Source organism: Clostridium sp. AF20-7, assembly GCF_003479275.1.
GTDB lineage: Bacteria > Bacillota > Clostridia > Lachnospirales > Lachnospiraceae > Otoolea > Otoolea fessa.
In genome coordinates this window covers 366-12,221 of the sequence record NZ_QUGF01000017.1, presented here as the reverse complement: position 1 = coordinate 12,221, position 11,856 = coordinate 366, and the positions used below count along the sequence as shown (strand labels likewise).

Below are 11,856 nucleotides of genomic sequence, written 5' to 3'. Positions count from 1 at the left end.
GCAGTTTTGAAGGTATATAAACGTTCAAGAAAATCAAATATAAACGTGGATGATGGGGTGTGGCTCAGCTTGGCTAGAGCGCCTGGTTTGGGATCAGGAGGTCGCAGGTTCGAGTCCCGTCGCGCGCTCTTTTTTATTTTTAGGCAGTAAAAAAGCGGTGTTGGATATCAAATCCAGCACCGCTTCAGACTGTAGACAAAGCCCTGCTTTTGCAGGGTTTTGCTATTGTTGGAACCGCTTTTCTGATATAATAAATATCAGAAGGGCGGTGTTTTTTTATGATGACGAAAAATGCAGATAAAAAAAGAGAACAAATGATGATGTTTTCCATGGATGACATGGTACCTCAAAACCATATGCTGCGATTAATTGATAGGGCAATCAATTGGAATTTTATTTATGATCTGGTTGAAGAAAAATACTGTCCGGATAACGGCCGTCCCAGTATGGATCCCGTCATGCTGATAAAGATACCATTCATTCAGTATCTCTATGGGATAAAAAGCATGCGTCAGACCATGAAAGAGATTGAGGTAAACGTTGCATACCGCTGGTTTCTCGGACTAGACATGTTAGATCCAGTACCTCATTTTTCTACATTTGGAAAGAATTATACCCGCCGTTTCAAAGATACAGACCTTTTTGAGCAGATCTTTTCAAAGATTTTGGAAGATTGTATGAAATATAAGCTTGTAAATACAGAACAGATCTTCGTGGATGCAACACATGTAAAAGCCTGTGCAAACAGTAAAAAAATGCGTAAGCGGGTTGCACACGAACAGGCTCTCTGGTATGAAGAGGAATTAAATAAAGAGATTGAAAAAGATCGTCTGGCACATGGAAAAAAGCCATTGAAGAAAAAAGATGATAACCAGCCACCTGCGTCCGGTGGAACCGGAAATGATAAGGATTCTATATCTGAAGAACTTCCTGAAGATGTGAAAACACAAAAATGCAGCATCAGCGATCCGGAAAGTGGATGGTTTCGAAAGGGTGAACATAAACACGTTTTTGCATATGCTGTAGAAACTGCCTGTGATAAACATGGCTGGATCCTTGGATATACAGTACATCCTGGTAATGAGCATGACAGTCGTACTTTTAAGGCATTATACGATAAGATATCTAAACTGAATCCGCAGATGGTAGTTGCAGATGCAGGATATAAAACTCCGGCAATCGCCCATCAGCTGTTGGAAGATGGAATTCAACCACTTTTTCCGTATACCCGTCCCAAGACCCAAGAAGGCTTTTTCGGAAAACACGAATTCGCATATGATGAATACTATGATTGTTATATATGTCCGGGAGCACATATATTGACATACAGTACAACAAACAGAAGTGGATATAAAGAGTATAAAAGCTGCGGTGAACATTGTGCTGAATGCCAATATCTTTCAAAATGCACAGAAAGTAAGGATCATGTAAAAATGATCACACGTCATGTATGGGAAGAATATATGGAAGTGGCAGAAGACATTCGGCACACGATAGGAAACAGACAGATCTATCAGTTAAGAAAAGAAACCATAGAGAGGATATTCGGTACAGCGAAAGAACAGCATGGATTTCGATATACGCAATATGTAGGAAAGGCACGGATGGAGATGAAAGCCGGGCTTACCTTTGCATGCATGAATCTGAAAAAACTGGCAAAGATTCTGGAAAAACGAGGCTGGAATACAGCCACTTTTTTATATTTTGAGCTAAGAACAAGAATAAAATCAAAATTTAAAGAAAAATGGTACTGGGCATAACACCCAGCACCAAGATTCTCTACAGTCTGAAGCGGTGTTGGATATCAAATCCAGCACCGCTTTTTTATAATGAATCAAATCAAAAGTTTTGTTCTTTCATAAGTGAAAGTCTGTACACACGTCTGCTAGTTCCTTCATAATGTTGGTCCAAAAGAGCACAGGCGGTCTGGAGATCATTATTCCGGATGGCTTCCAACAGGCATTGGTGTGTCCATACTGCAGCACCTCCGTTATGGGAGAGGCTTGGATCCGTGTTGTTTGATTCTAAGCATTTGGCATTCTGAAGCGTTTCAGCATCTCCGCTTAATTGTCCGAAGCGATTGGCATTTTGAACCGAGAGGAACATGGCACCATTCAGTGGGCTTAGAAGCTCCCACATTTTTGTCAGTCGATTAAGCTGGGCAGAGCGGATGATCTGCTGGTGAAATGTCTCATCGGCATGAACGGCCTTCATGGTATTACCTGCAAGAATAGCCTTTCGGAATTCTTCGATGCTGGCTTCCATTATCATGAGATCATAATCACTGAGACGGCAATTGCTTTTCTGAATCGCCAGCTTTTCAAGGCTGCCGCGTAAAAAAAAGACTTCATAGGCATCTTGTGGAGAAAGCAGTGCGACTGTGCAGCCCTTGTTCGGGCAATAGTCAACAAGCCCTTCGACGGCAAGCTGCCGGAGCGCTTCGCGCACAGGACCTCGGCTAAGTCCGAATTTCTGAGCAATTTCAGCCTCTATCAGTTTTTCTTGAGGCTGAAGGGTTCCATTGATAATCTGCTCTCGCAGAGATTCAAGAACAATTTCGGATGTAGTAGTATTGGATGCTTTTCGTTGTCCCTGCATATTTACCTCATAAAATTTTCAGAATAATCCCTTAAGACCTGCGCAACGTACTGCATATCAGAAGATGAGAAGCGTTGATCGCAGGGAAGAGATACTATGTGGTCATAAATGTATTGTACCGATGATTCTGGCTGAGGATGAACCAGCGGTCCAACCGGCCAGTAGACAGTCGAGCGAATCTGATGATCTGCCAGGTATTGCTGCAGTTCATCGCGCTTTTCGGCATACAGGCAGAAATGACTTGGAACGGAAGCCTCTGGAAGTTCAGGAAATACAGGCTGTATGCCGTGAAGAGGTGCTGTAAGCGCGTTTAAAAGCGCAGCATAGTTTTCACGTCTTGCATGACAGATTGAATCAAAATCTGCATGGCGCAGGATATACTCCGAATTCTCATCGCCTGCATAGCTGTCAAATATCTGGCGAAGGCGCAACTCACCCTCCCAGAAAATGTCGCCGTTACCCGTCTCAATCGACTCTTTGCGCTGCTTAAGGTGTGTTGCTTCTACCGGCAGAAGAGGTGTTTCAAAAGTTCCGTTTCTTTTGACAGCGAATCCACCACAGGCAACGCCCATCCATTTACGGAAGCTACCGGCAAAATAATCACAAAGTGGATCGATACCGTCAGCAGAAAGCATGGAGTGAGTTACATCCTCGAAAATCACAACTCCTTTATCTTTGCATGCTTTAACAAAATCATGGTCATAGTTACAGAATCCATAGTATCCGCAAAGAGATAAAACACTGATCTCATCGATGACTGCAGGGTCAAAAACGCTGTGCAAATCTTGGTCCAAGTCATAGAATTTCAGCTGATACCCGGCTTTCTCAAAAGGAGCAAGGACCGTCTCGCAGGTATACATAGGTACATATGCGACTTTACGTGTATCGTGCCGTGCAATATCCTGCAGGCAATAATAGATACCGCATCGTCCGGACATGGCAAATGCTAGATCATCCTTAGGTGAGCAGATACGTGAAAAATATCCGTTTTCGATAGGTTTACTTGGTTCGTAGTGGAACATACCGCCAATTTTTCGCATGTTTCATCTCCTCCTTACTAGTAGAAATGGGTTACACGGATGTTTTTTGTCCGTTAGCTGTAAGCTCATTATAGTGGATTGTTAACAAAATCGAAAGCATTATTTTCTGTGTGAAATGTCTGAAAAGTCACACGATAATATTTTTGATGATTTTCTTTCTTGACATCAATGCGAAAATGTATAATAGCAAATTTTACGATTGCAGAAAATTATAAAATTAGTGTCAAGCGATAAAATATAGTGAAAATAAACAAAATTACAGACAATTTTTTGCTGTTAACAGCATGTGAGAATTGTTGACAATCTTATTGAAGCTAGATTATACTTGTTTTATTGAGAATGGCTAGAAGATTCTGCATTGTCAGAAAAGTCAATCATAAAGAGGAACAGGAGGTAAAACTATATGCACAAATACGTCCTCAAGCGCTTGCTTATGCTGATTCCGGTTATCCTTGGTGTCACATTTGTCGTGTTCTTTATTCTGAACTTGGCTCCAGGTGACCCGGCAGCTATTATCTTGGGGGATCAGGCAACCGCTGAAGCATTGGCAATGAAACGTGAGGAATTGGGATTGAATGATCCGATTTTCGTACGGTATTTTCACTACATGCGCGATTTGCTTCACGGTAGTCTTGGTGTTTCCTACAAAAACAGTATTCCTGTTTGGGACCAGGTAATCATGCGTCTGCCGAACACGGCAATCCTTGCAACTGCAGGTATTCTGGTTGCACTTTTGATCGGTATTCCGATCGGTATTATCTCAGCAAAGAAACAGTACTCTCTGCTGGATAATGTTTCCATGGTATTCGCCCTTATTGGTGTGTCTATGCCGAACTTCTGGTCAGGTTTATTGCTGGTTATGCTTTTTTCTCTGACACTTGGCTGGCTCCCATCTCAGGGTATGGCATCCGGCTTCGGGCCGATGCTGAAGAGCTTGATTCTGCCGGCGTTGACGCTGGGATTCAACTCAGCAGCGATGGTAGCACGAATGACAAGATCGTCTATGCTGGAGGTTATCCGTCAGGATTATATTTCAACCGCTCGTGCCAAAGGTGATGATGAGAGAACCATTACATTCCAGCACATGCTGAAAAATGCTTTGATTCCGATTATCACGGCAGTTGGTCTTCAGTTCGGAAACCTGCTCGGCGGTGCGATGCTTGCAGAAACAATTTTCTCATGGCCGGGTCTTGGACGACTGATGGTTGAATCAATTAAATCAAAGGATATTCCGATGGTTCTTGGATGTGTTATTTTCCTGGCAACGATGTTTACCTTAGTGAATTTGATGGTTGATATTATTTATGCCTTTGTTGATCCGCGAATCAAATCACTCTACAAGAAAGGACGGTGAGCCATATGCAGGAACAGAACAAACCGGTTAATAATCCGGCAGTCGAAGAAAAAAAGCAGCGCTCGCTGTGGCAGGAAGCATGGAGACGCTTCCGTAAGAACCGCATGGCAATGATTGGTCTTGCGTTTATTCTCTTACTTGTAATTATATCTGTTTCAACCCTTATTATTGATGCGGCAACGCACAATTCTATCTATAACGAATTCGTTGTAAAGCAGGATTTGGTGAATCGTCTGAAAGGTCCCAGTGCTAAGCACATTTTCGGTCAGGATGAATTTGGACGTGATATGCTGCTGCGTATGCTGTGGGGAGCACGCTACTCTCTGTTTACCGGAGGTATCGCGATTATCCTGGCGCTGTGTGCAGGTGGTATACTCGGTGCTGTTTCCGGTTATTATGGCGGTAAAACAGATACAATCATCATGCGTGTGATGGATATTCTGCTGGCAATTCCTTCGATGCTTCTTGCAACTGCAATTGTGGCTGCACTTGGCACAAGCATTTGGAATGTTATGATTGCAATTGCAATTGCATACATTCCGACATTTGCCCGTACCGTCCGAGCAGCAGTTCTGACAGTTAAAGATCAGGATTTCATTGAGGCAGCTCGTTCCATTGGCTGCGGTAATGGTACGATTATTTTTCAGTATATTATTCCTAACGCACTTGCACCGATTATCGTGCAGGCAACCCTTGGTCTTGCCGGCGCAATCTTATCGATAGCCGGTCTGTCGTTCCTTGGTTTAGGTATTCAGCCGCCAACACCGGAATGGGGAGCTATGCTGTCCAATGCACGTGTTTATATTCGCGATGCATGGCATGTGACTGTGATTCCGGGACTTGGAATCATGCTGACGATTCTTTCGTTAAACCTGATGGGTGACGGCCTTCGCGATGCGATGGATCCGAAACTTAAGAACTAATGAACGCAGTGCCATAAAGGAGGGATATATATGTCCGATATTTTGTTGGATGTTAAGAATTTAAATATCGTCTATTCTACATCAGATGGTGTGGTTTACGCACTGAACGATGCAAACCTGCAGATTAAGCGAGGTGAAACCCTTGGTCTGGTTGGTGAGACGGGTGCAGGAAAAACAACCCTTGCGCGTGGCATTATGCGCTTGATTCCACACCCGCCGGGAGAGATTCGTTCCGGTGAAATTATGTATGAAGATCAGGATATTCTGAAATTAACGGAAAAAGAGATGCGTCAGATGCGCGGTCGTCAGATTTCCATGATTTTCCAGGATCCTATGACATCTTTAAATCCGGTTATGCCTGTAGGCGATCAGATTCTGGAAGTTATTCGTAACCATCATCCGGAGCTTTCCAAGCAGGATGCTAAAAAGCAGGCAGGCGATATGCTGGAGATGGTTGGAATTCCTGCAGGACGCTACAATGATTTTCCGCATCAGTTTTCAGGTGGTATGAAGCAGCGAGTAATCATTGCAATTGCTCTGGCCTGCAATCCGCAGCTTTTGATTGCGGATGAGCCGACAACAGCTCTGGATGTTACTATCCAGGCCCAGGTTCTGGAAATGATTCGAAACCTGAAGCAGAAGAACAATACATCCATGCTGCTGATTACCCATGACCTGGGTGTTGTTGCACAGAACTGTGACAGTGTTGCAATTATATATGCAGGAGAAATCGTAGAATATGGAACGCTGTCTCAGGTATATGAAAATACTCTGCATCCATATACGGAAGGCCTGTTTGGTTCCATTCCGAATCTGGAGACAAACAGCCGTCGGCTGGCAGCCATTGATGGTATGATGCCGGATCCAACGATGCTTCCGAAGGGCTGCAAATTTGCTGACCGCTGCAAGTATGCGGAAGAACGGTGCCATGTAGAGAACCCGCAGCTTATGGAACTGGAAGACGGCCATAAGGTTCGTTGCTTCCGCTGCATGAAATAAAGGAGGTGAGAGATATGGCAGAACAGAATCATGAAATTCTGAGGGTTGAACACCTGAAAAAGTTTTTCCCTGTACCGAATGGTATGCTTCATGCCGTTGATGATATTAGCTTTACCATTGATGCCGGAAAAACACTGGGCGTTGTTGGTGAGTCTGGCTGTGGAAAGTCAACAATGGGACGTGCCATATTGCGTCTCCACGAGCCGACGGATGGCAAAGTGTATTTTGACCAGAAGGATATTCGGGCTCTGAATGATAAACAGATGAAGGATATGCGCCGCGATATGCAGATCATATTTCAGGATCCCTTTGCATCGCTAAATCCTCGTATGACAGTCAGTGAAGCAATTGCTGCACCGCTGCTTGTACAGAAGCTTTTTGATCGGAAAGATAAAGAAGGAATTCAGAAACGTGTACGCGAGATTATGGATATGGTAGGTTTGGCAGGCCGACTTATCAATACCTATCCTCATGAGCTTGACGGTGGCCGCCGTCAGCGTATCGGTATAGCCCGTGCATTAGCATTGGAACCGAAGTTTATTGTCTGTGACGAGCCGGTTTCGGCGCTGGATGTTTCTATTCAGGCACAGATTCTGAACCTGATGCAGGATCTGCAGGACAACCTTGGCTTGACATACCTGTTCATCACACATGACCTTTCGGTTGTTAAATATATTTCCGATGACATTCTGGTTATGTATCTGGGACAGATGGTTGAAAAAGCACCGTCCGATAAATTATTTAAACATCCGATGCATCCATATACACAGGCACTTTTATCAGCCATTCCGATTCCGGATCCAAAGGTTCCGATGAACCGTATTACAATGAAGGGTGAGATTACATCACCGATTAACCCGGAAAAAGGATGCCGGTTTGCAAAACGTTGTCCATATGCTACGGATGCATGCCGTCAGCAGGATATGGTTCTGACCGAACAGGAACCGGGACACTTTGTTACCTGCCTGCGTGTGCAGAGAGGTGAGATTTAACCTAAGTGTGTACATTGTCGCTGCGGTATTGGTATGTACCGCAGTGAATGTGGAATACGTTTTATAAAAACGAGGAAGACAGGAGGAAAATGTATGAAAAAAAATTTTAATCGTGCTATGTCGTTAGTGCTGGCAGCAGCTATGGCACTGTCACTGGCAGCTTGCGGCGGCAAACAGGGAAACAACGGAGCCGACAGTGGAACTGCTGACGGTTATAAGACCACTCTGACTTGGGCACAGGGCGCGGACGTTACCTCCCTTGACCCGCATCAGGGTAAGGAAACACCGGCTGTTCAGGTTAATACACAGATCTTTGATACGCTGGTTACAGTTGATCCAGAGACCAACGAAGTTGTTCCTCAGATTGCTGAAAGTTGGGAACAGACGGATGACCAGACTTATGTATTTAAAATTCGTGAGGGCATTAAGTTCCATGATGGAAGCGATCTGACAGCAGAAGATGTTAAATTCTCCCTTGACCGTGCACGTAATTCTGCAGCTGTTTCTTACATTGTTAACTTTATTGAAGAAGTTACAGTGGATGATGACCATACCGTAACGGTTAAGACAACTGCACCGTACGCACCAACACTTCGCAACCTTGCAATTCCATTTGCAGCAATTGTTCCGAAGGCAGTTGTGGAAGCAGATGAGAATGCATTTATTCTGAATCCGGTTGGTTCCGGCCCATATAAATTCGTTGAATGGAATCAGGGTGATCATGTGACACTGAAAGCATTTGATGATTATTATGCAGGAAAACCGGAAACAGAAAATCTGATTATGAAGGTTATCCCGGAAACTTCCCAGCGTACCATTGCTCTGGAAACCGGTGAAGTAGATCTGGCATATGATTTAGCTGTAAACGATATTCCGAAGGTTAACAGCGATGATAAACTTACGGTTTATGAGATTCCATCTCTTACCTGCTGGTATGTATCCATGAACATGAACAAAAAGCCGTTTGATAATCCGAAGGTTCGCGAGGCTATGTCTATGGCTATCGACCGTCAGACTATTATTGATACAATCAATGCAGGCAGCGGACAGACAGCAGATTCGATTATTGCTCCGGCAGTATTTGGCTATTACTCAACAGGTGTTAAAGAATATAATCCGACAAAAGCAAAAGAATTACTTGCAGAGGCTGGATATCCGAATGGTTTCTCTACAACTCTGTGGGTTAACGATAACCAGTCCCGTATCGAGATGTGCCAGGCTATGCAGGCAATGCTCCTTGAAGTAGGTGTACAGTGCAACTTAGAAGTTCTCGAGTTTGGAAGCTTTATTTCCAGAACTACCGCCGGCGATCACGACTTAGCATATTTTGGTTGGACAACCTCCAGTGGAGATGCTGATTACTCATACTATTCTCTTGAACACTCAACTCAGCAGGGTGCTGCAGGTAACCGAAGCTTCCTTGCAGATCCGGATGTTGATAAGCTGATCGAAGAGGCTCGTTCCAACACAAATGAAGAGGAACGTAAAGAGCTTTATAAGGAACTTGCAATTAAATTAGATGAGATTAACAATAATATCCCGGTATACTACAGCTCCATCAACGTTGGTGCTAACAAGAAGGTTGAAGGATTCGTTATGGATGCCAATGGTTACCACAGCCTGGAGAAGGTTAAAGTAGCACAGTAATGAACGGATGTCGGACTATCCGGTTTCCGGATAGTCCGATTTTTCAGCAGAGAATAATTATTACATGAAAGGAAAGAAAATTATGAGATTAGCAAATCTGACCTGGCCGAAGGCCCAGGAATATTTTGAAAAAAATGATATGGTACTTGTTTCTATTGGAAGTATTGAGTGTCATGGCCGTCATATGCCACTTGGAACAGATACATTGATTCCGGAGCATTTGTTAGAGAAAATCGAGAAGAAGAGCGATGTTTTAATTGCTCCGACTATTCCGTATGGCGCTTGCCAGAGCTTAGCTCCGTATCCGGGTACCATTGATATTGACAATGAAGTGCTCTATCAGTTCTGCCGTCAGGTGTTCCTGAGTCTGTATCGTCACGGAGCCAGAAAATTCGTTTTCCTGAATGGACATGGCGGAAACATTAAGATGATTGAGCGCCTTGGCATGGAATTCGAAGACAAGGGTTGCCTGGTTGCTATGCTTAACTGGTGGCTGATGGCATGGGATATGAACCCGGCATGGAAAGGTGGCCACGGCGGCGGTGAAGAAACAGCGGCGATTCTTGGCATTGATCCGTCGTTAGTTGATAAGAGCGAGATCGGTGGTGAGCTTCAGTTCAAGCATCTGTCCGAAAACCTGAAGACAACCGGTTTCCGTTCCGTTGAGTACAAGGGAGTTACTGTTGAGATTCTTCGCAATACTCCGCATGTAACTGACAGCGGCTGGATTGGACCGGATCATCCGAGTACCGCTACAGAGGAGTGGGGCAAGGAGATGCTTGAGACCACAGCAAACTACATTGTTGATTTCATGGAAGAGTTCAAGAAAGTAAAACTTTCATAAAGAGGTATCAGAATGGATAAAAAAACGACGCTGGAAATGATTGCAGCAATTTCAAATGCAAACGGTACATCCGGTTTCGAAGATGAAGTGGTTGCAGCGATTCGCCCTTATGCAGAGGGACTCGGAGAAGTTACAGAAGATCGCATGCGCAACCTGTATATCCGCCGTAAAGAAAATAACGGCAAACGTCCGGTTGTTCAGCTTGACGCACATAGTGATGAGGTTGGTTTTATGGTGCAGGCCATCTGCCCGAACGGAACGCTTCGCATCATTCAGGTAGGAGGTTGGGTTAACTACAATATTCCGGCACATAAAGTCTGGGTTCGCAACCGATTCGGAGAATATATTCCGGGTCTTACTGCCAGTAAACCTCCGCATTTCATGACAGAGCAGGAGCGTAAAGCACCTCTGGATATGAAAGATATCACGGTAGATGTTGGCGCTGTTTCGAAAGAAGAGGCAGTTGAAAAGTTCGGCATTCGTATCGGTGAACCGGTAGTGCCGGATGTGACATTTACATACTCAGAAACTACAGATCTGATGGTGGGAAAAAGTTTTGACTGCCGTCTGGGATGTGCGGCAATTCTTAAGACAATGCATACACTGGCTGGTCAGGATCTGAATGTAGATATTGTTGGCGCTTGTGCAGCACAGGAAGAAGTTGGTGTGCGTGGTGCTACTGTGACAGCACAGGTAATTAAGCCGGATATCGCAATTGTTTTTGAGGGATGCCCGGCAGATGATACCTGCGTTGAGCCATATATGGTTCAGACAGCTATCAAACGTGGTCCGATGCTCCGCCACATTGATTCCCGCATGATCACCAATCCGCGTTATCAGAGATATGCGCTGGATCTGGCAGAAAAGCTTGGTATTCCGGTTCAGGATGCAGTTCGTAGTGCTGGCTCAACCAATGGTGCAGCGATACATCTGACTGAAAAAGCAGTCCCGGTTATTGTTATCGGAGTTCCGGTTCGCTATGCACATACACATTACGGAATTTCAGCCTATGCTGATTTTGATAACGCTGTTAAACTGGCATGCGAAATTCTCAAAAGACTTGACGAAGAGCAGATTATGAGTTTTTAAAAGAATATCAGATGTGAGATGACTTCTGCTTTAGGTGGTAGGTGTCAAATCGGTATTAACAGATAAAAGAAATTTTGGATTTTATGCAGAAACTGAGAGGATCAGAAACTGCATAAAATCCATTTTTTATTGAAACAAATAGTTAGAATATTCATGAAAGTCACAAAAAAATATGTTGAATAACAAATTTAGAAAAATGCTTGACTTTATGGGATTGCTCTGGTATTATAACACATGTCCTTGAGACAAGGGCAATCAATTCGAAAGACGGACATGAATGTAAAAATGTCTATATATCTTCTGGGTTGGAAAAGAATTAAAAAAATAAAAAAGTTGTTGACAAAGCCAATTATTTATGATAATATAAATG

The 11,856-nt window shown here is 43.9% G+C and carries 10 protein-coding genes; 8 read left to right on the top strand and 2 right to left on the bottom strand.

Features of this window, described 5'->3' with window-relative positions; all coding sequences use genetic code 11:
* Positions 1-278 precede the first annotated feature (278 nt).
* Positions 279-1,760, top strand: coding sequence for an IS1182 family transposase (locus DWX68_RS14175; RefSeq protein WP_118629994.1), 1,482 nt, complete (start codon positions 279-281; stop codon positions 1,758-1,760).
* Positions 1,761-1,839: 79 nt separating this feature from the next.
* On the opposite strand, the gene DWX68_RS14170 is transcribed toward DWX68_RS14175, so the two are convergent.
* A complete protein-coding gene (locus tag DWX68_RS14170) occupies positions 1,840-2,598 on the bottom strand; it encodes a GntR family transcriptional regulator (RefSeq protein ID WP_118629992.1) in 759 nt (252 codons plus the stop codon).
* Between the two features lie 2 nt (positions 2,599-2,600).
* Positions 2,601-3,638 carry a DegT/DnrJ/EryC1/StrS aminotransferase gene (locus tag DWX68_RS14165; protein WP_118570840.1) on the bottom strand — a complete coding sequence of 346 codons (1,038 nt, stop codon included), beginning with the start codon at positions 3,636-3,638 and terminating at the stop codon, positions 2,601-2,603.
* A 403-nt stretch (positions 3,639-4,041) separates the two neighbouring features.
* Between DWX68_RS14165 and DWX68_RS14160 the strand changes: the two genes are divergently transcribed.
* The 7 genes from DWX68_RS14160 (at position 4,042) to DWX68_RS14130 (ending at position 11,486) form a co-directional block, all read left to right on the top strand.
* The gene (locus tag DWX68_RS14160) at positions 4,042-4,992 is read left to right on the top strand and encodes an ABC transporter permease (protein ID WP_118629990.1); all 951 of its coding nucleotides are present in this window, start codon (positions 4,042-4,044) and stop codon (positions 4,990-4,992) included.
* A gap of 5 nt (positions 4,993-4,997) precedes the next feature.
* Positions 4,998-5,915, top strand: coding sequence for an ABC transporter permease (locus DWX68_RS14155; protein ID WP_118570838.1), 918 nt, complete (start codon positions 4,998-5,000; stop codon positions 5,913-5,915).
* Positions 5,916-5,945: 30 nt separating this feature from the next.
* Positions 5,946-6,914 carry an ABC transporter ATP-binding protein gene (locus DWX68_RS14150; RefSeq protein WP_118570837.1) on the top strand — a complete coding sequence of 323 codons (969 nt, stop codon included), beginning with the start codon at positions 5,946-5,948 and terminating at the stop codon, positions 6,912-6,914.
* Positions 6,915-6,928: 14 nt separating this feature from the next.
* Positions 6,929-7,906 (top strand): oligopeptide/dipeptide ABC transporter ATP-binding protein, encoded by a 978-nt coding sequence (locus DWX68_RS14145; RefSeq protein WP_118570836.1) that lies wholly within the window; start codon positions 6,929-6,931, stop codon positions 7,904-7,906.
* 93 nt (positions 7,907-7,999) lie between these two features.
* Positions 8,000-9,553 carry an ABC transporter substrate-binding protein gene (locus tag DWX68_RS14140; protein ID WP_118570835.1) on the top strand — a complete coding sequence of 518 codons (1,554 nt, stop codon included), beginning with the start codon at positions 8,000-8,002 and terminating at the stop codon, positions 9,551-9,553.
* 82 nt (positions 9,554-9,635) lie between these two features.
* Complete coding sequence (locus tag DWX68_RS14135; protein ID WP_118629996.1) at positions 9,636-10,397, top strand: creatininase family protein; 762 nt, start codon at positions 9,636-9,638, stop codon at positions 10,395-10,397.
* Positions 10,398-10,409: 12 nt separating this feature from the next.
* Positions 10,410-11,486 (top strand): M42 family peptidase, encoded by a 1,077-nt coding sequence (locus DWX68_RS14130; protein WP_118629988.1) that lies wholly within the window; start codon positions 10,410-10,412, stop codon positions 11,484-11,486.
* Positions 11,487-11,856: the final 370 nt, after the last annotated feature.

Excerpts from the sequence above, each read along its gene's own strand:
- DWX68_RS14175 (WP_118629994.1), top strand. The coding sequence starts at position 279 with ATGATGACGAAAAATGCAGATAAAAAAAGAGAACAAATGATGATGTTT.
- DWX68_RS14170 (WP_118629992.1), bottom strand. The coding sequence starts at position 2,598 with ATGCAGGGACAACGAAAAGCATCCAATACTACTACATCCGAAATTGTT.
- DWX68_RS14165 (WP_118570840.1), bottom strand. The coding sequence starts at position 3,638 with ATGCGAAAAATTGGCGGTATGTTCCACTACGAACCAAGTAAACCTATC.
- DWX68_RS14160 (WP_118629990.1), top strand. The coding sequence starts at position 4,042 with ATGCACAAATACGTCCTCAAGCGCTTGCTTATGCTGATTCCGGTTATC.
- DWX68_RS14155 (WP_118570838.1), top strand. The coding sequence starts at position 4,998 with ATGCAGGAACAGAACAAACCGGTTAATAATCCGGCAGTCGAAGAAAAA.
- DWX68_RS14150 (WP_118570837.1), top strand. The coding sequence starts at position 5,946 with ATGTCCGATATTTTGTTGGATGTTAAGAATTTAAATATCGTCTATTCT.
- DWX68_RS14145 (WP_118570836.1), top strand. The coding sequence starts at position 6,929 with ATGGCAGAACAGAATCATGAAATTCTGAGGGTTGAACACCTGAAAAAG.
- DWX68_RS14140 (WP_118570835.1), top strand. The coding sequence starts at position 8,000 with ATGAAAAAAAATTTTAATCGTGCTATGTCGTTAGTGCTGGCAGCAGCT.
- DWX68_RS14135 (WP_118629996.1), top strand. The coding sequence starts at position 9,636 with ATGAGATTAGCAAATCTGACCTGGCCGAAGGCCCAGGAATATTTTGAA.
- DWX68_RS14130 (WP_118629988.1), top strand. The coding sequence starts at position 10,410 with ATGGATAAAAAAACGACGCTGGAAATGATTGCAGCAATTTCAAATGCA.